Below are 17,558 nucleotides of genomic sequence, written 5' to 3' on the forward strand. Positions count from 1 at the left end.
ATGAAGATTCTGGTTACCGGCGCAAGCGGCTTCATTGGCGGGCGCTTTGCGCGTTTTGCCCTGGAGCAGGGCCTGGACGTGCGGGTCAACGGTCGCCGGGCCGAAAGTGTGGAGCATCTGGTGCGCCGTGGCGCCGAGTTCATCCAGGGTGACTTGAGCGACCCGGAACTGGCGCGCGACCTGTGCTCAGATGTCGAAGCCGTGGTGCATTGCGCCGGTGCGGTCGGTTTGTGGGGGCGTTATCAGGACTTCCATCAAGGCAACGTGCAGGTCACCGAAAACGTGGTCGAGGCCTGCCTGAAACAGCGGGTTCGGCGACTGGTGCACTTGTCGTCGCCGTCGATCTACTTTGATGGCCGTGATCACCTGGGGCTGACCGAAGAACAGGTGCCCAAGCGCTTCAAGCATCCCTACGCCGCGACCAAATACCTGGCCGAGCAAAAAGTTTTCGGCGCTCAGGAGTTCGGTCTCGAAACCCTGGCCCTGCGCCCGCGTTTCGTGACGGGGGCTGGCGACATGAGCATCTTCCCGCGGCTGTTGAAAATGCAGCGTAAAGGACGGCTCGCGATCATCGGCAACGGTCTGAACAAGGTTGATTTCACCAGCGTGCAAAACCTCAACGAAGCGTTGCTCAGCAGTCTGCTGGCCAGTGGTTCGGCGTTGGGCAAGGCCTACAACATCAGCAACGGCACGCCGGTGCCGTTGTGGGACGTGGTCAATTACGTGATGCGCAAGATGGATGTCCCACAGGTTACGCGCTACCGTTCCTACGGTTTGGCCTACACCGTGGCGGCGCTCAACGAGGGGGTGTGCAAGTTGTGGCCGGGTCGTCCCGAACCGACCCTGTCGCGCCTGGGCATGCAGGTGATGAACAAAAATTTCACCCTGGACATCAGCCGCGCCCGGCATTATCTGGACTACGATCCGAAAGTCAGTCTCTGGACCGCCCTCGATGAATTCTGCGGCTGGTGGAAGGCCCAGGACATCCGCTGACGCATGGGTTAGCGCCGCCACACTGAACCGAGTTCGGGGTTGAGGGTCAATCGATGCGGCAGTGGGGGTTATACTGCGCCGCATCAAGCCATCACCGCGTTCCACAAAGGTTGACTCAATGTCCATGCGTAACGATGCCAACGACGACTTCGACGATGTACCGAGCCTGCGTGCCGACAGCCTCGACGACGATGATTTTCCGACCACCGCTCGTAACTCCGTGCATTCGCGGCCCGCGCCAGTCGTCAAAGTCAAAAGCCCGAGCACCGGCCCGCTGTGGGCGCTGGTCGGCGCCTTGTTCTTTGCGTTCGCAGGCCTTGCCTGGTGGAGCTTTCAGCAGCTTTCGCTGATGGAACAGCAATTGGTGGCGACCCAGGAAAGTTTCGCGCGTATCAGTGAGGATGCGGCGGGGCGCTTGCAGGACATTTCCGGCAAGGTTGTCGCCAGTCAGACCAACGTCAGCAGCGACAGCGAAGCCTTGAAGCTGCAAATCAAGCAGCTGGAAAGCAGGCTCCAGGATCAAAGTAAACAGCAGCAAGGCGTTCTCGGCCAGACCACCGATCTGGACAAGCGTCTGGCGCAGATGACCGCCCAGACCACCGAGCTGGATAAGCGCTTGGCGCAGATAACCGAGCAAGGCACCGAACAACAGACCGCCACCATTCAATTGCAGGCTCAGGTCAAAGTCTTGAACAGCGATGTAGCCGTGCTGAAAAGCACCCCGGCGGACACAGACAAATTCGACGCGCAACTCAAGAGCCTTGGCTCCGACATCGTTGCACTGAAGAAACAAGGCAACCCGAGCGCCGCCATCGAGCGTCTGGAGCAGGAAGTCATCATCCTCAAAAGCCAACAGGATAATCGCCCGGCCGCGACGCCAGGCGGGACCAATACCGCCGAATTCGACGCCTTCCGTAGCCAGGTCACCCGCAACATCAACACCCTTCAGGCGCAGATCCAGAATCTGCAGCAGCAGCTGCGCGCCCGAACGCAATAGTCCGGATGCTGAACACCCGTGGCGAGGGAGCTTGCTCCCGCTGGGTGGCGAAGCCGCCCCAAATCCCTTCGCTGCGGTCCTTCAGATAATCCGCGGTGCCCGGTTTGCGACTGCTTCGCAGCCGAGCGGGAGCAAGCTCCCTCGCCACAAAAGCCCGCCGCCACTGTTTCCTGAATATTCGTACATCACCCCACGCCGTCTACGCTCTTGAAACATCAACAAGAACGAGGGATGCGCAATGGGGTTTTTGCATAGGTTGGCCTTGCTGGGAGTGATGCTTTTGCTGTGTCTTGGCCAGGTTCAAGCCGCCGGCACGGAAAAGGACGACAGCCAGGCTGCCAAAGCCCTGCTGGAAAAAGCCCTGGCGTACTACCACGACAATGGCGACAAGGCCTTCGCTGCTTTCAGTCGGCAGGGCGAGTTTGTCGACAAGGATCGTTACGTGTTCGTGGTCGACACCAAGGGCGTGATGCTCGCCAGCGGCGGGCCGTCTTCGGCGTTGATTGGCCGTGATGTGTTCGATGTGCTCGGTCCGGATTTGCAGAAAGCCTTCAAAGACGCCTTGAAAGTGCCGGAGGGCAATGGCATTCAGCAGGCCGAATACCGCTGGCAGAACTGGTCCGACGGCAAGGTCGAACGCAAGCATGTGTTCTACCAGCGCATCGGCCAGCGGATCCTGGCGGTGGGTTACTACTTGCCACGGGCCTCAGCGGAACAGGCGATGGCCTTGCTGAACAAAGCAGCGACCGATCTGGCCAAGGACGAGAAGGGCACGCTCACGGCCATCAACTCCCTTAAGGGCGGGTACTTGCAGGATGACCTGTACGTCTTCGTCGTCGACCTGAATAACCAGCGTTATGTCGCCCATGGCACCAACCTGCGGTTGATCAATACCGATTTCAGCAAGATCAAGGACCCGGAAGGCAAGCCGGTTGGGGAACCGATCCTGGCGCTGATGGCCAAGCAGGACTACGGCGAATACGAATACCGCTGGAAAAACCCGGTGACCGGCAAGGTCGAGGACAAGCATGCCTACCTGAAAAAGGTCGGGCATTTTCTGGTGGCTGTCGGGTATTACAGCCCTTGAAGATCAAAAGATCGCAGCCTGCGGCAGCTCCTACAAGGGTGTACGCATTCCATTGTAGGAGCTGCCGCAGGCTGCGATCTTTTGCTTTTAGCGGACCTTATCCTCGCGGCCACGCAACACCATATTCGGCATAGCAACCGCCGCCGCCAACCCCAGCAGCGACACCGCCGCGCTGACCATCAGCAAATGCCGGAAAGTCAGCAGCAGCTCGGCGCGCAAGGCGTTCTGCGCATCCCCCGGCGCGGCGTTCAAACCATCGAGCAAGACGTTCCCGGAGCTGCCCTCGGCAATCATCGAAGAGCCGGCCAGGTGGGCAAAACTTGAGTCCTGCAACAATGCCAGCAGCAGTGCGGACATCAATGCCACACCCACCGCACCGCCCAGTGAGCGGAACAGGTTGGTGGTGCTGGTGGCGACACCGATGTCCCGTTGTGCCACCGCGTTCTGCGTTCCGACCAGGGAAGTTGGGAACTGCATGCCGCTAGCGATCCCGCTAAGCAACATGAACAGACTACTGAGCACAAATGCCTGGGGAGGACTGAACGCCATACCGAGAATCGAAATCGGCATGAGCACGGCACCTGTCAGGATCATCGGTTTGTAGCGCCCCGTCACCGAGGTTCGGCGGCCGGCGAAATACGCCCCGATCGGCAAACCTATCGCCAGCGGCAACAGGTGCAACGCGGCGCTGTCGGCCCCGGCACCGGTCACGCTCTGGAAGCGCAGCGGCATCAACACAATCAGCGAGATCGCCTGGAAACTGGTGAAGAAGATCGTGCACCAGCACAGGATCGCATTGCGATTGGCGAACAAATGCATCGGCAGCAGCGGCTCCCGCGCCCGGCGTTCATGCCAGACAAACAGCGCCAGTACCAACACTGCACAACTGAGCAGACCAAGCACTTCGGCGCTGCGCCACGAATACCCCTGACCGACCTGGGTGATGCCCAGCAGCAACGCCGTCAACCCGATGATCATCATAACGGTGCCGAGGTAATCGATGATCGGTTTACGCTGCGGCACTGGCAGCCCCACCAGCGTACGATTGGCCACCAGCCATGCGCCCAAGCCCAATGGCAGATTGATCAAAAATACCCAGCGCCACGACAGGTACTCGGTCATGTAACCGCCGAGTACTGGGCCGGCCACGCTGGCCACCGCGTACATGCTGCTGAAATAGCCCTGATAGCGACCACGCTCCCGGGGCGGCACGATGTCGCCGATGATCGCCTGGCTGACCGAAACCATCCCGCCGGCACCAATGCCCTGAATAATCCGCGCCAGCACCAACTGCTCCATGCTCTGGGCCATGCCGCAGAAAAACGAAGCGACCGTGAACAGTCCCATGCCAAACAGCATCAACTTGCGGCGACCGTACAGATCGCCCAATTTGCCGTAGATCGGCACGGCCACCGTCATCGCCACCATGTAGCCGGAAATCACCCAGGCCAGCAGGCTGACGTCCTTGAATTGTGCGGAAATGGCCGGCATCGACACGGCGACGATGGTCTGGTCCAGCGCGCCCAGAAAGATCGCCAGCATCAGGGCGATCAACACGCTGCGAATGGCCGGTTTGGGCGTTTCAGGCTGGTTGAGATTGGTCACGGGTTAGAACCTGCGGACAGTGATTGACCCGCAAGGAGCAAGGCGAGCGGGGATGCTCGCCAGTGTAAGTCGATAGCAGGCTATTCGATAGCCTCGTATGGAAGGCCGACGTAATTTTCTGCAATGGTTTTTCGACCGGCCTCGGAGTCGACGAAGTACCCCAATTCCGAGTCGGCAATCCGCTGGCTGAAGGCGTCGTTATCGTCGAAGCGGTGCAGCATCGAGGTCATCCACCAGGAAAACCGTTCGGCTTTCCATACCCGGCGCAGGCAGACCTCGGAGTATTTCTCCAGCAAATCCACACGGCCTTCTCGGTAAACCTTCAGCAGAATGTTGAACAGCGTACTGACGTCGCTGGCCGCCAGGTTAAGGCCCTTGGCGCCTGTAGGCGGGACGATGTGCGCGGCGTCGCCGACCAAAAACATCCGCCCGTACTGCATCGGTTCGACGACAAAACTGCGTAACGGCGCGATGCTTTTTTCGATGGAAGGCCCAGTGACCAACGACGCTGCCAACGCACCAGGCAGACGGGATTTGAGTTCATCCCAGAAGCGCTGATCAGACCAGTTCTCGACGTGCTCGTCGGCCGGCACCTGGAGGTAATAGCGAGTGCGGGTGGCCGAACGCATGCTGCACAGGGCAAAACCGCGTTCATGGCGGGCGTAGACCAGCTCTTCGTGAACGGGCGGCGTGTCAGCGAGGATGCCGAGCCAGCCAAACGGATAGACCCGCTCGAATACTTTCAGGCACTCGGCAGGAATCGATTGCCGGGCCACGCCATGGAAACCGTCGCACCCGGCGATGTAGTCGCAATCGAGTCGATACAGCTCGCCGTCCTTCTCAAAAGTCACGAACGTCTCTTCGGTTTTCATCCCGTGAGGAACGACGTTGCCTGCCTCGTAAATCGTCTGCGCACCGGCCTCCCGACGAGCGGCCATCAGGTCGCGAGTGACCTCGGTCTGACCGTAGATCATCACCGTTTTGCCACCGGTCAGGGCTTGCAGATCGATGTGTACGCGGCGTGCGTCGAGGGCCAGTTCGAAGCCTGTGTGGACCAGCCCTTCGGCGTCCATGCGCTGACCCACCCCGGCCTGGCGCAACAGCTCTACCATGCCTTGTTCGAGGACGCCGGCACGGATTCGTCCGAGCACATAGTCCGGGGTCTGGCGTTCGAGAATGAGGGTGTCGATGCCGGCGTTGTGCAGCAATTGGCCGAGCAATAAACCGGACGGACCGGCGCCGATGATGGCGATTTGGGTTTTCAGCATTTTCATTGTTTTTATGACTCGCAAGCTTCACGCGACCAAGGCCGGTGAATAATTTTTATGGATCGAGTGCTTGCATTTTTCTCTCGCGAGTCTGTCAATTGAAGGGGAAAACTGAGCCGATACCTGTACATTCTGCCAATCGGTGCGATTATCGCCCGCCTACCCCCGAGGCCTGGATTGAAGTGATGAACAAGCCTGACCTACCTTCGATTCCAGTGTTCAAGCTCTACGGTGAAAGCCTGGATTGGCCGACCCCGGACTTGCTGCACTGTGAAACCATTTCCAAACGCAGCCGCGAACACCAGTGGGAAATCAAACCCCATCGCCACGCCGATTTGTGCCAGCTGCTCTTCGTATTCAAAGGTCAGGCAGAGCTTGAAATCGAAGGCAAACGTACGCAATTGACCGAGCCGGCGATCCAGATCCTGCCACCGCTGTCCGTTCACGGTTTCCGGTTTTCCGAGGACGTCGAAGGGTTTGTGGTGACCCTTGCCGCGCCGCTGGTCGCCCATCTTCAGGCGCAACTGGGCAACTCGGTGAATGCCCTGGCCCAGGCCGAAAGTTATCCGGCGGGCAAGGAAGGTGAATACCTCAACAGCCTGTTTTCAGCGCTGCAAGACGAATACACCGGCCACCAGCCGGCTCGCGAAATGCTCATGCATTCGCTGGTCAGCGTGATCATGGTGTGGGTCAGCCGCCAGGTGATTTCCCGTCGCAACGCCAGCCAGCGTCCGCAGCGTGCCCGGGAATATCTGAACGGTTTTATCCAACTGGTGGAAGAGACCTATCGCCAGCACGTCAAGGTCGAGGACCTGGCCCATCGGCTGGGGATTTCCGTGTCCCACCTCAACGGCACGTGCCGTGAGCTGGCGGGACAACCGGCGTTGCAGATCATGCACGAACGTCAATTGCTGGAGGCCAAGCGCTTGCTGACCTACACCAGCATGACCATTTATGAAATGTCCGACGTGTTGGGGTTCTCTGATCCGACCAACTTCACGCGCCTGTTCCGACGTCGAGTGGGGATCTCGCCCAAGGCTTTTCGCGACCGCTTGAAGGCCGATCAGGACAACGAGGCCTGATCCCCTTCGTTACTTGAGGGCGTTGAGGGTCGCGTTGTGGGGAATGCAGCGTTCGAAGTTGCAGCTCGCGTATTCACGGGGCAGTTGTCGCAACTGCTCGACGCGCCAGGCCGCCGTGCCATACAGCGCGAGCGTGGCCGCGCAGGTGATGAAAATCGCGAGGTATCTTCTTGTTTTGATGTTCATGGCGTTGACCTCTGAACGAATACCCTTCGGTACTACTTTCAGCATAGGTCAGCGCCAGTGAGTTGTGTAGGAGCTGGCGAAGCCTGCGATCTTTTGATCTTGTTTTTAATCTTCTGTGGCTCTGAAAAGATCAAGATCAAAAGATCGCAGCCTTCGGCAGCTCCTACAGGTTTGCGTCCCACTCCGGTTCTTCCGGGAACCTTAAAACAAGAAAATCCAGCATGCTGCGCAACGCCGCCGGCATGTGTTTGCGTGAGGCATACACCGCGTAAACGTTCATCTGCCGGGGTTCGGCGTGGGGCAGCAGGCGGATCAGTTCGCCGCTGTGGATATGCACACCAGCCTGATAACTGGGGAGCATCGCCACCCCGGCACCGGCCATCGCTGCGCGCAACAACGTGCTGGCTTCGTTGGCGCTGATGTTGCCCTGCACCGGCACTGACACCTGCTCACCGTCCTCCTCGAAATGCCAGAGGCTTTTGCCGAAGTAGGAGTGGGTCAGGCAATTGTGCTGGCTCAGATCCTCGACCCGCAGCGGTGTCGGGTGTTCGAGCAGATAAGCGGGGGAGGCGCAGATCACCGAGCGGCAGACCGTCAGGCGCCGCGCGATCAGGTTCGGGTCCAGGTCGTTGCTGGTGCGGATCGCCAGATCGATGCGCTCATCCACCAGGTTCACCGTGCGGTCGAGCATCTGCATGTCGATGCTCACGCCGGGATAACGTTTGACGTAAGCGGCCATGGCATCCGCCAGTTGCGCCTGACCAAACGAAGTGCTGACGCTGATCCGCAGCAGACCGCGCGGTGCCTCGTCCGGTTCGCTGACGGCGGCTTGCATGTCCGTGGACAGGTCGAGCATCTGCCGACATCGAGGCAGGATTTCACTGCCGGCTGCGGTCAGGCTCAGCTTGCGCGTGGTGCGGTGCATCAGGCGTGCGCCGACCCAATCCTCCAGCTCCGCCAGATAGCGCGAAACCACTGGCCGTGACAGGTCCAGGTGATCGGCGGCGGCCGACTGGCTGCCGAGGTCAACCACTGTGACGAACACCCGCATTGCTTGTAGACGATCCATCATTTGCTCACTTTCAGAAACAAACTATGTCCCAGCATCGCATTTTTTGTACTGAGTCATGCAACTAAGCTCTGTCCCCTATAGGAGCTGTCGAGTGAAACGAGGCTGCGATCTTTTGATCTTGCCTTTACCAGATCGCAGCCTCGTTTCACTCGACAGCTCCTACAGAACCATCGCCAAGCACGGCATTCGGACAACGGAGCAACAGATGATCGGTTTCACCACTCTCAAACGCGTTTTACTGACCAGCGCCGCTCTTGGCTTCGCGGCTCATGCGGCAGCCTCGTCGCTAACCCTGGACGTTTACAACCCGGGCGACAAGGCGATCTTCCCAGTGACCTCGGTGTTGGTCAGCGGCGAGAAAGACGCAATCTTGGTGGATGCGCAATTTGGCAAATCCCAGGCCGAGCAAGTGGTCGAGAAGATCCGCGCCAGCGGCAAGCAACTGACCACCATCTACATCAGCCACGGTGACCCGGATTACTACTTCGGCCTCGACACCCTGACTGCCGCATTCCCCAACGCCAAAGTACTCGCCTCGCAGCCGACCGTGGATCACATCCAGAAAACCGTCGACGGCAAACTGGCGTTCTGGGGGCCGAAAATGGGCACCGACGTGCCAGCCAAAACCATCGTGCCGGATGTACTCGAAGGCGACAGCCTGATGCTCGAAGGGCAGAAGTTGCAGGTGGTGGGGTTGGACGGCAAGCAACCGGATCGCACCTTTGTCTGGATTCCGTCGATCAAGGCCGTGGTCGGTGGCGTCGTCGTCGCGGAAAACATCCACGTGTGGATGGCCGACACCCAGACGCCGCAGTCCCACGCCGATTGGCTGACCACATTGCACGCCATCGAAACCCTGAAACCGAAAACCATCGTGCCGGGTCATTACCTCGGTGAGAGCGCCCGTTCGCTGGCCGCCGTGCAGTTCACCGCCGATTACATCAAAGCCTTCGATGAAGAAACCGCCAAGGCCAAGGACGCTGCCGCGCTGATCGCCGCGATGAAAAAACGCTACCCGAAGCTGGGTGAAGAAAGCTCGCTTGAACTGAGCGCCAAAGTCGCCAAGGGCGAGATGAAGTGGTAACCCGCCGTAGCTGAAGCTGAACCGCTTTTGTGGCGAGGGAGCTTGCTCCCGCTCGAGTGCGTAGCGCTCGCAGGATTTTGGGGCCGCTGCGCAGCCCAGCGCGAGGAAGCTCGCTCGCCACAGGTAGTACATAAAGCCACTCAAACAGCTGGAGAACGTCATGAGCAAAATCGCAATCATTGGTGCCACCGGTCGTGCCGGTAGCCAACTGCTGGAAGAAGCCCTGCGTCGTGGTCACAGCGTTACGGCGATCGCCCGCGACACCTCGAAGATCGGCCAGCGTGCTGGTGTAGTCGCCAAGAATGTCGATGCCCTCGATACCGAAGCGTTGCAAGCGGCAGTCGTGGGTCATGACGTGGTGATCAGCGCTGCGCACTTCGCGACCCTTCCTGCCAGCGCCGTTGTCGGGCCGGTGCAGAAGGCCGGGGTGAAACGTCTGTTGGTGGTGGGCGGTGCCGGTTCGCTGTTGCTGCCGGATGCAACTCGCGTCATAGATAGCGAGGGTTTTCCGCAGGCGTACAAGGCTGAGGCCAGTGCCGGTGCGCTGTTTCTGGAAAACCTGCGACAGGAGAAAGAGCTGGACTGGACCTTTGTGTCGCCGTCGGCAGAGTTTGTCGAAGGTGAGCGCACGGGGACGTTTCGGGTTGGTAAGGATGATTTGCTGGTGAGCAGTGCAGGGCGTAGCTGGATTACATTTGCTGATTATGCGATTGCGCTGATCGATGAACTGGAAGTGCCGAAGCACTCCCGCCAGCGGTTCACTGTTGGTTATTGAGTTCACTGAAAACCTGTGGGAGCGAGCAAGCTCGCTCCCACAGGTTTGTGCGCCAAGCCTTCGGGCTCAGCGCGCCTGAGCCTGCTCCACCAACCACCCCATCAACTCACGCAACTTCGGCGAAGGCCCGGGTTTTTCAGGGAAAACCAGGTAATACGCCAACCCCGTCTTCACCTTCAATTCAAACGGCATGACCAGCCGCCCCGCACTCAAATCATCGCCAATCAGCGACCAATCCCCGATCGCCACGCCTGTCCCCTGGGAAGCCATCGACATCGCCAGATCCAGCGTTTCGAAATGCTGACCCTTGCCGACATTGCTCAAGCGAATATCCGCAGTGGCCAGCCAGGCCTTCCAGTCCCGTTCATCCCGGGTCGGGTGCAGCAGCATGTGCTGCTCCAGATCTTCCGGCGTCAGCAGCGGCACCGGACCTTCGAGCAACGGCTTGGAGCAGACCGGCGTCAGCTGTTCGTCAAACAGCCGATGGGACGCCAGTGAGGTGTCCGGTGGCACGCCATACACCACCGCTGCATCGAATTGCTCGCGATGAAAATCCACACCGTGCTTGACCGTGGTGGTCAATTCCACCGGTACATCCGGTCGCTCCCGTTGCCACTGCAACAGCCGCGGCAACAGCCAGCGCATGACACACGTCGGGGCCTTAAGTTGCAGGGTTTCGCGCTTCTCGCCGATCTGCTCCACCGCCTCGTCGATCAAGCCGAAAATCTGCTGGACCCGTGGCAGCCATTCCCGTCCTTCGGCAGTGAGGTCAAGGCCTCGGGCCTGGCGAATGAACAGTTCATAACCCAGATGTTCTTCCAGCCCGGCGATCTGCCGACTCACCGCACCTTGGGTGATGTACAGCTGTTCGGCAGCACGGGTGAAGTTGCAGCACTGCGCGGTAATCAGAAAAGTGTGCAGCGCCGGCAGGGGAGGCAATCGTTTCATTGGGATCCAAGGTATGACGTGAGGACATGGCTAGTATGACTTTTTATCCATTGTTGCGGCTACGTGTCGCCCGTTCCAATGAGGCCATCCCTGGACCTGCCCACTCATCATAAACACTGCGCAGGTCCGGCGTCTCAAACGAACAAGAAGGGCAAAGACATGGCGACGTGCGGCGAAGTATTGGTCAAGTTACTCGAAGATTACGGAGTTGAGCAGGTGTTCGGCATTCCCGGGGTTCACACCGTGGAGCTGTATCGCGGGCTGGCCCGTTCGAGCATCAACCACGTCACTCCGCGTCACGAACAGGGCGCCGGTTTCATGGCCGACGGTTACGCCCGCACCAGCGGCAAACCGGGTGTGTGCTTCATCATCACCGGCCCTGGCATGACCAACATCACCACCGCCATGGGCCAGGCCTACGCCGACTCGATCCCGATGCTGGTGATCTCCAGCGTGCAATCGCGCAGCCAGTTGGGCGGCGGTCGCGGCAAGCTCCACGAGCTGCCAAACCAGAGCGCCTTGGTCGGCGGTGTGGCGGCGTTCTCCCACACCTTGATGTCGGCGGCTGAATTGCCGGGCGTCCTGGCGCGTGCCTTTGCTCTGTTCCAGGCCGGCCGTCCGCGCCCTGTACATATCGAAATTCCTTTGGACGTATTGGTCGAAGAGGCCGATGACCTGCTCGCCAGCCTCCCGGTGAACATCGACCGTGCCGGTGCCGCGCCGAGTGCAGTTGCCCGCATGACCGCGCTGCTGGCCGGTGCCAAGCGCCCACTGATTCTCGCCGGTGGCGGCGCCATTGATGCCGCCGCCGAGTTGACTGAACTGGCCGAACTGCTGGACGCCCCGGTGGCCCTGACCATCAATGCCAAAGGCATGCTCGAATCCAACCATCCGTTGCTGATCGGCTCGACCCAAAGCCTGGTCGCGACTCGCGCTTTGGTGGCTGAAGCTGACGTGGTGTTGGCGATCGGCACCGAACTGGCCGAGACCGATTACGACGTGACCTTCGCCGGCGGTTTCGAGATTCCTGGCGTGCTGCTGCGTGTGGACATCGACCCCGACCAGACCGTGCGCAACTACCCGCCGAAAGTCGCGTTGGTAGCCGACTCGCGCAACGCCGCCCAAGCCTTGCTGAGCGAACTGTCCCACCACTCGCTGGCCGAGCGCCGTAACGATTGGGGCCAGGTCCGTGCCGCACGCTTGCGCGACGAACTGGCCGCCACCTGGGATGCGCCGACCCTGGCCCAGACCCGTTTCCTGGAAACTGTTCTGCACGAATTGCCAGAGGCCGTTTTTGTCGGCGATTCCACCCAACCGGTGTACACCGGCAACCTGACCTTCAACCCGGAACGCCCGCGTCGCTGGTTCAACTCGTCCACCGGTTACGGCACCCTCGGTTACGCCTTGCCGGCAGCCATCGGCGCCTGGCTCGGCGGCAGCGTTGAAAACGGCGCGCGTCCTCCGGTGGTGTGCCTGATCGGCGACGGCGGTCTGCAATTTACCCTGCCGGAACTGGCCAGCGCCGTTGAAGCGCGCACCCCGGTGATCGTCCTGCTGTGGAATAACCAGGGCTACGAAGAGATCAAGAAATACATGGTCAACCGCGCCATCGAGCCGGTTGGCGTGGACATCTACACCCCGGACTTCATCGGCGTGGCCAAGGCGCTGGGCTGTGCCGCCGAAGCCATCTGCGGTGTCGAGCAACTGCGCAGCGCACTGCGCGCCGCTGCCGATCGCCAGGGTCCGACCCTGATTGAAATCGATCAGACTGTGTGGATGAAGGCGGTGTCGAAATGAGTTTTCCAACAACGCTCGACGGCCTGTTTATCGACGGCCAATGGTCCGCTGGCAACGAACACCTGCGCGTGATCAACCCGGCAACCGAAGCCCTGTTGACCACCGTGAACGGCGGCGATGAGCGATCTGTCGAGCAAGCCGTCACTGCCGCGTCCAACGCTTTCAAGGAGTGGTCGAAAACCACCGGCGCCGAGCGCGGTGCGATCTTGCGCAAAATCGCTGCGGGCGTGCAGGCCGGTCGCGAACAGTTGATGCATTTGCAGTCGAGCAACAACGGTAAACCGCTGTTTGAAGCCGCCATCGACGTCGACGACGTGATCGCCACCTTCGAGTACTACGCAGGTCTGGCCGAAGGGCTCGATGCCAAGCAAGACAGCAATGTCGAGCTGCCAACCGACGACTTCAGCGCTCGCGTGCGCCGCGAACCGTGCGGTGTGGTCGGCCTGATCGTGCCGTGGAATTTCCCGATGGTCACTACCGCCTGGAAACTCGCCCCGGCCCTGGCCGCCGGTTGCTGCGTGGTGCTCAAACCGTCCGAAGTGACACCGCTGCCGGAACTGGAACTGGCGAAGATCATCGCCGAGGCCGGTCTGCCCAAGGGCGTGTTCAACCTGGTCTGCGGTACCGGCCTGGCGGTCGGCGCACCGTTGTCCGCTGATCCGCGCATCGCAAAAATCTCCTTCACTGGCAGCAACGCTGTCGGCGTGCAGGTCATGCAGCGTGCGGCGGAAACAGTCAAAGGTGTGAGCCTGGAACTGGGCGGCAAATCCTCGCTGCTGGTGCTCAAAGACGCTGACATCGAACTGGCCGTGGAAGTGGCCTGTGGCGGCGGTTTCTTCAACGCGGGGCAAATGTGTTCGGCCACCAGCCGCGTGCTGATCGCCGATGAACTGGCGGACGAATTCCTCATCCGTTTGAAGGCCCGCGCCGAAGCCATTCGTGTAGCCGACCCGTTCGACCCGAACGTGGAAATGGGCGCGCTGGTCAATCAGGCGCAATACCAGCGCGTGCTCGGCCACATTGATCGCGGTTTGAGTGCCGGCGCCAAGCTGGTTTGCGGCGGCAATCGGCCGGCGGACCTGTCGCGCGGCTATTTTTTGCAGCCGACGATTTTCACCGAAGTGCCCCTCGACAGTGCGCTGTGGTGTGAAGAGATTTTCGGGCCGGTGATCTGCGTACGCAGTTTTGCCACCGAAGCCGAGGCGATTGCCTTGGCCAATGACAGCCAGTTCGGCCTGGTGGCCAGCGTGGTCACTCGCAACGCCGAAGCGGCAGATCGGGTCGCCAACGCTTTGCAGGCGGGGCTTGTGTGGATCAACGCGCCGCAAGTGATCTTCCCGCAGACCGCTTGGGGTGGCTACAAACAGAGCAGCATCGGCCGCGAATTGGGGCCGTGGGGCTTGCAGGCTTTCCAGGAAATCAAACACGTGATTCGAGCGGTCTGACGGCTCGAAAAGGGTCAGCGCATGCCTCGTGATGAGGCATGCGCTGGCGTCATGGCTTCAATGAGTTTTTATCGATAGTCAGGTGTTTTGCACGACCTCAGGATGAAGCGGTCGGCTCAACTCAAACCCTTTGAAACCGGGGGTTTGGTGCTGATCTGGGCGCGCGGATGCAACGGTTGCGACCAACCTCATACTTACAAAAACAAAGGGAGTCCTTCATGGGCGAGCATGATTTAAACAGACGTCAATTCATTAAAACCGTGGGCGTGGCGTCCGTAGCCGCGGCGGCCATGAGTTTGCCCTTCGTCAAGGCCAATGCCAGTGACACACGCTTCCAGGGCAAGACCCTGCGTTTGCTGACCTGGTCGGATGACACCGGTCTCGCCGCACTGCGCAACATCGCGGCAACCTTCGAAGACAAATACGGTTGCAAGGTCATCGCTGACCGCACCGGCAGCACCTCGGAAATGGTCGCCAAACTCAAGGCCGGCGGTGATCGTCCGCAGTACGACATCATCACCCTGGCAGGCGTCGGCGCCGAAGGTCTGGCCGCGGCCAACCTGCTGGAAAAACCTGACCTCAACCGCATTCCCAACCTGGTCGACGTGCCGGAGAAATACCGCACCGGCGCCAATGGCCACGGCATCGGTTACCTGCTCTGGTGCAACAGCCTGGTCTACAGCACCCGCACCATCAAGGAAGCACCGGACAGCTATGCCTCCCTGTGGGATCCCGAGCTGGCGCCGAACATCTTCCTGCCGCCGCCGAACTGGACCGAAGCGATGGACCTGATCATCATCGCCGCCAAACTGGCCGGTGGTGACGAACACAACATCGAGCCTGGTTTCAAGAAGCTCGCCGAGCTGAAAGATCGCGTAGTCACCCTGGGTGAAAACCCGAACCAGATCGCCGAACTGTTCCGTACCGGCTCCCTGGACATGGGCGGCTTGTACGCACCGGCATTCTTCCCGAAACAAATCCGCGACCCGGCTTACGGTCTGGGCGCCACCTTCGGCATGAAGGAAGGTTTCTACACCGACCTGATGCTCTCGGTGATGCCGAAGAATCGTCCGGGCGACACCGACCTGGCCTACGCCTTCATCAACCACTCTCTGGACCCACTGGTGCAGGGCAAGATGGCTGAGGACATCTACAACGGTCCGGTCAACTCGAAGGCGATCATCTCTGCCGAAGCACGCAAGAGCCCGTACATCCTCACGCCTGAGCAGATTGCCGAGAAGGCGATCATGCACGACAACGCCTTCCTGGCCTCCGTGCATGACCAATGGATTCGTCGTTACACGGAAATCTTTTCTTCCTGATCTGAATCGCCGGGAGGTTCTTCGAACCTCATCGCGGGCAAGCCTTGCTCCTACAAGAGCAGCGCCTTACCTGTAGGAGCATGGCTTGCCCGCGATCGAGTGCGCAGCACTCGCCAAGATCTTCCATTGACGAGACCCTTGCTATGGAACACCAACCTCTGACTCATCCGGTCGCCGCCGCTCCTGTGCGCGTCAATCGGGGTGTTTCGCCGACGACGCGTGCCTGGTTTTTCCTCTCGCCGTCGATGCTGTTTCTGGGCGTATTGATCGCCGCCAGCCTGCTGGTACTGCGCATGAGCGTGGGCACCAAAGGCGCGGAATGGACCGGGTTCAGCCTGGCCAGTTACGCGCAACTGCTGGAACCGTATTACCTCAAATCCTTGCTGCTGACCCTGCGTCTGGCCTTGATCAGCGCAGTGATCGCGGTCGTGCTGGCGATCCCGGTGGCCTACACCATGTCGCGGCTGACCTCACCGTTTGTGCGACGGATCTTCCTCGCGGCGGTGCTGCTGCCATTGCTGGTCAACCTGCTGCTGCAAAGCTACGGCTGGCTGGTGATTCTCGGTCCTGGCGGAATGCTCAATCAGGCACTGATGGGCCTGGGCCTGATCAAGCGCCCGATCATGCTGCTCTACAACCAGAACGGCGTACTGATGGGCCTGGTGCAAACCGCGTTCCCGCTGGCCGTGCTGCCGATTGCCAGCGCCATGCGCGGCGTCGCCCGTACTTATGAAGAAGCCGCTGCAACTCTGGGCGCCAGCCGTTTTCAGGTGTTCCGCCAAGTGGTGCTGCCGATGAGCATGCCGGGGATCATTACCGGTGCGACGTTGGTATTCGCCTACAACGCCAGCAGTTTCGTGGTGCCTTTGCTGCTCGGTGGCCGTCGCGTGCCGATGCTGGCCGTGATGGTCCATGACCAGATCGCCCCGCTGATGAACTGGCCCGCCGCCTCCGCTGCCGGTGTGGTGCTGATTGTCACCACGCTCGCGATCATGACCTTGTCCGAATACATCACTGGCCGTCGTCGGCGCATGCTGGAGGCTTCCCAATGAGCACCCTGACCAAGAAACGTTATGGGCTGCTGCCCGGCGAGACCGGCAAGTTTGCCGGGATCCTGTCGGGCTTCATCCTGCTGCTGGCGGTGTTGCCGATCCTGACCATGATCGTGATGTCGTTCAGCGGTGCGTCGAACCTCGACTTCCCCCCGAGCAGCTACAGCCTGCAATGGTACAAAGCCGCCTGGAATACCTTCGTATCGCCGGACTCCAGCGATGTGCTGAGCCTCGGCAAAGCCATGACCACCAGCCTGATGGTGGCGTGCCTGACTATGGTCTTCGCGACGATTGTCGCGGTACCGGCCGCTTACGCACTGACCCGTTGTGAGTTCCGTGGCAAGGCCGTGGCGCTGCAACTGATGTCGCTGCCATTGGTGTTTCCGATGGTGGTGTTGGGGCTGGCGTTGCTGCTGGTGTTCGACAGCCTGCCATTTCAAATCACTACGTCGCGGCTGGTGATTGCCCACGTGATCCTGGCGTTACCGTTCGTGGTGAAAAACTGCACCGCCGCGATGCTCTCCATCGGCAGCGAAGTCGAAGAGGCCGCGCAGATGCTCGGTGCTTCGCCGACCCGGGCGATTATCGATGTGGTGGTGCCGTTGATGAAGTCGGGGATTCTGGCGGGGATGCTGCTGGCGTTCATCGTCTCGTTCAACGAATTCACCGTGACCTACTTCCTCTACACCATCGACGTCATGACCGTGCCGATCTGGATGTACAGCCGCACCGTGTCATCGCTCGACCCTACCGTTTTCTCGTTTGCCGTGCTGATCGTGCTGATCGACTTCGTCCTGATCTGGGCGTTGGAGAAGCTGGTTGGTGAAGGTGGCGTTTCGTTCTGA

16 protein-coding genes are annotated in these 17,558 nt (G+C 60.2%); 11 read left to right on the top strand and 5 right to left on the bottom strand.

Annotation, left to right across the window (positions count from 1 at the left end; genetic code table 11):
- The 3 genes from ACA079_RS05660 to ACA079_RS05670 all read left to right on the top strand — a co-directional run bounded on the left by ACA079_RS05660 (position 1) and on the right by ACA079_RS05670 (position 3,077).
- Complete coding sequence (locus ACA079_RS05660; RefSeq protein WP_134417453.1) at positions 1–993, top strand: NAD-dependent epimerase/dehydratase family protein; 993 nt, start codon at positions 1–3, stop codon at positions 991–993.
- A 118-nt stretch (positions 994–1,111) separates the two neighbouring features.
- Complete coding sequence (locus ACA079_RS05665; protein WP_497702854.1) at positions 1,112–1,990, top strand: ATPase; 879 nt, start codon at positions 1,112–1,114, stop codon at positions 1,988–1,990.
- A 238-nt stretch (positions 1,991–2,228) separates the two neighbouring features.
- Complete coding sequence (locus ACA079_RS05670) at positions 2,229–3,077, top strand: cache domain-containing protein (RefSeq protein ID WP_497702855.1); 849 nt, start codon at positions 2,229–2,231, stop codon at positions 3,075–3,077.
- A gap of 87 nt (positions 3,078–3,164) precedes the next feature.
- On the opposite strand, the gene ACA079_RS05675 is transcribed toward ACA079_RS05670, so the two are convergent.
- Complete coding sequence (locus ACA079_RS05675) at positions 3,165–4,682, bottom strand: MDR family MFS transporter (protein WP_497702856.1); 1,518 nt, start codon at positions 4,680–4,682, stop codon at positions 3,165–3,167.
- Positions 4,683–4,762: 80 nt separating this feature from the next.
- The gene (gene pobA / locus ACA079_RS05680; RefSeq protein WP_497704282.1) at positions 4,763–5,947 is read right to left on the bottom strand and encodes a 4-hydroxybenzoate 3-monooxygenase; all 1,185 of its coding nucleotides are present in this window, start codon (positions 5,945–5,947) and stop codon (positions 4,763–4,765) included.
- Between the two features lie 188 nt (positions 5,948–6,135).
- Between pobA and ACA079_RS05685 the strand changes: the two genes are divergently transcribed.
- Positions 6,136–7,032 (top strand): helix-turn-helix domain-containing protein, encoded by an 897-nt coding sequence (locus ACA079_RS05685; protein WP_008156068.1) that lies wholly within the window; start codon positions 6,136–6,138, stop codon positions 7,030–7,032.
- A 9-nt stretch (positions 7,033–7,041) separates the two neighbouring features.
- On the opposite strand, the gene ACA079_RS05690 is transcribed toward ACA079_RS05685, so the two are convergent.
- Together ACA079_RS05690 and ACA079_RS05695 are read right to left on the bottom strand one after the other, a co-directional pair.
- Positions 7,042–7,263, bottom strand: coding sequence for a hypothetical protein (locus tag ACA079_RS05690; RefSeq protein ID WP_046049710.1), 222 nt, complete (start codon positions 7,261–7,263; stop codon positions 7,042–7,044).
- A 118-nt stretch (positions 7,264–7,381) separates the two neighbouring features.
- A complete protein-coding gene (locus ACA079_RS05695; RefSeq protein ID WP_497702857.1) occupies positions 7,382–8,287 on the bottom strand; it encodes a LysR family transcriptional regulator in 906 nt (301 codons plus the stop codon).
- A gap of 208 nt (positions 8,288–8,495) precedes the next feature.
- On the opposite strand from ACA079_RS05695, the gene ACA079_RS05700 reads away from it, so the two are divergent.
- Positions 8,496–9,374 (top strand): MBL fold metallo-hydrolase, encoded by an 879-nt coding sequence (locus tag ACA079_RS05700; protein WP_497702858.1) that lies wholly within the window; start codon positions 8,496–8,498, stop codon positions 9,372–9,374.
- A 160-nt stretch (positions 9,375–9,534) separates the two neighbouring features.
- Complete coding sequence (locus ACA079_RS05705) at positions 9,535–10,149, top strand: NAD(P)-dependent oxidoreductase (protein WP_497702859.1); 615 nt, start codon at positions 9,535–9,537, stop codon at positions 10,147–10,149.
- Between the two features lie 66 nt (positions 10,150–10,215).
- Here ACA079_RS05705 and ACA079_RS05710 read toward each other — a convergent pair whose 3' ends face one another.
- The gene (locus ACA079_RS05710) at positions 10,216–11,097 is read right to left on the bottom strand and encodes a LysR substrate-binding domain-containing protein (protein ID WP_415757681.1); all 882 of its coding nucleotides are present in this window, start codon (positions 11,095–11,097) and stop codon (positions 10,216–10,218) included.
- A 159-nt stretch (positions 11,098–11,256) separates the two neighbouring features.
- Here ACA079_RS05710 and ACA079_RS05715 point away from each other — a divergent pair, with 159 nt between their 5' ends.
- The 5 genes from ACA079_RS05715 (at position 11,257) to ACA079_RS05735 (ending at position 17,558) form a co-directional block, all read left to right on the top strand.
- Positions 11,257–12,894 carry a 5-guanidino-2-oxopentanoate decarboxylase gene (locus ACA079_RS05715; protein WP_497702860.1) on the top strand — a complete coding sequence of 546 codons (1,638 nt, stop codon included), beginning with the start codon at positions 11,257–11,259 and terminating at the stop codon, positions 12,892–12,894.
- The gene (locus tag ACA079_RS05720; RefSeq protein ID WP_497702861.1) at positions 12,891–14,339 is read left to right on the top strand and encodes an aldehyde dehydrogenase family protein; all 1,449 of its coding nucleotides are present in this window, start codon (positions 12,891–12,893) and stop codon (positions 14,337–14,339) included. The genes ACA079_RS05715 and ACA079_RS05720 overlap by 4 nt, the downstream gene beginning before the upstream one ends.
- Before the next feature lie 218 nt (positions 14,340–14,557).
- The gene (locus ACA079_RS05725; protein WP_497702862.1) at positions 14,558–15,661 is read left to right on the top strand and encodes an ABC transporter substrate-binding protein; all 1,104 of its coding nucleotides are present in this window, start codon (positions 14,558–14,560) and stop codon (positions 15,659–15,661) included.
- Between the two features lie 143 nt (positions 15,662–15,804).
- Positions 15,805–16,713 (top strand): ABC transporter permease, encoded by a 909-nt coding sequence (locus ACA079_RS05730; protein ID WP_497702863.1) that lies wholly within the window; start codon positions 15,805–15,807, stop codon positions 16,711–16,713.
- A complete protein-coding gene (locus ACA079_RS05735) occupies positions 16,710–17,558 on the top strand; it encodes an ABC transporter permease (RefSeq protein WP_497702864.1) in 849 nt (282 codons plus the stop codon). The genes ACA079_RS05730 and ACA079_RS05735 overlap by 4 nt, the downstream gene beginning before the upstream one ends.

It is taken from the genome of Pseudomonas sp. LBUM1645 (assembly GCF_059716185.1).

What these genes read in the sequence shown, in the direction of transcription:
- ACA079_RS05660 (WP_134417453.1), top strand. Translation starts at nt 1, where the DNA reads ATGAAGATTCTGGTTACCGGCGCAAGCGGCTTCATTGGCGGGCGCTTT.
- ACA079_RS05665 (WP_497702854.1), top strand. Translation starts at nt 1,112, where the DNA reads ATGTCCATGCGTAACGATGCCAACGACGACTTCGACGATGTACCGAGC.
- ACA079_RS05670 (WP_497702855.1), top strand. Translation starts at nt 2,229, where the DNA reads ATGGGGTTTTTGCATAGGTTGGCCTTGCTGGGAGTGATGCTTTTGCTG.
- ACA079_RS05685 (WP_008156068.1), top strand. Translation starts at nt 6,136, where the DNA reads ATGAACAAGCCTGACCTACCTTCGATTCCAGTGTTCAAGCTCTACGGT.
- ACA079_RS05690 (WP_046049710.1), bottom strand. Translation starts at nt 7,263, where the DNA reads ATGCTGAAAGTAGTACCGAAGGGTATTCGTTCAGAGGTCAACGCCATG.
- ACA079_RS05695 (WP_497702857.1), bottom strand. Translation starts at nt 8,287, where the DNA reads ATGGATCGTCTACAAGCAATGCGGGTGTTCGTCACAGTGGTTGACCTC.
- ACA079_RS05700 (WP_497702858.1), top strand. Translation starts at nt 8,496, where the DNA reads ATGATCGGTTTCACCACTCTCAAACGCGTTTTACTGACCAGCGCCGCT.
- ACA079_RS05705 (WP_497702859.1), top strand. Translation starts at nt 9,535, where the DNA reads ATGAGCAAAATCGCAATCATTGGTGCCACCGGTCGTGCCGGTAGCCAA.
- ACA079_RS05710 (WP_415757681.1), bottom strand. Translation starts at nt 11,097, where the DNA reads ATGAAACGATTGCCTCCCCTGCCGGCGCTGCACACTTTTCTGATTACC.
- ACA079_RS05715 (WP_497702860.1), top strand. Translation starts at nt 11,257, where the DNA reads ATGGCGACGTGCGGCGAAGTATTGGTCAAGTTACTCGAAGATTACGGA.
- ACA079_RS05720 (WP_497702861.1), top strand. Translation starts at nt 12,891, where the DNA reads ATGAGTTTTCCAACAACGCTCGACGGCCTGTTTATCGACGGCCAATGG.
- ACA079_RS05725 (WP_497702862.1), top strand. Translation starts at nt 14,558, where the DNA reads ATGGGCGAGCATGATTTAAACAGACGTCAATTCATTAAAACCGTGGGC.
- ACA079_RS05730 (WP_497702863.1), top strand. Translation starts at nt 15,805, where the DNA reads ATGGAACACCAACCTCTGACTCATCCGGTCGCCGCCGCTCCTGTGCGC.
- ACA079_RS05735 (WP_497702864.1), top strand. Translation starts at nt 16,710, where the DNA reads ATGAGCACCCTGACCAAGAAACGTTATGGGCTGCTGCCCGGCGAGACC.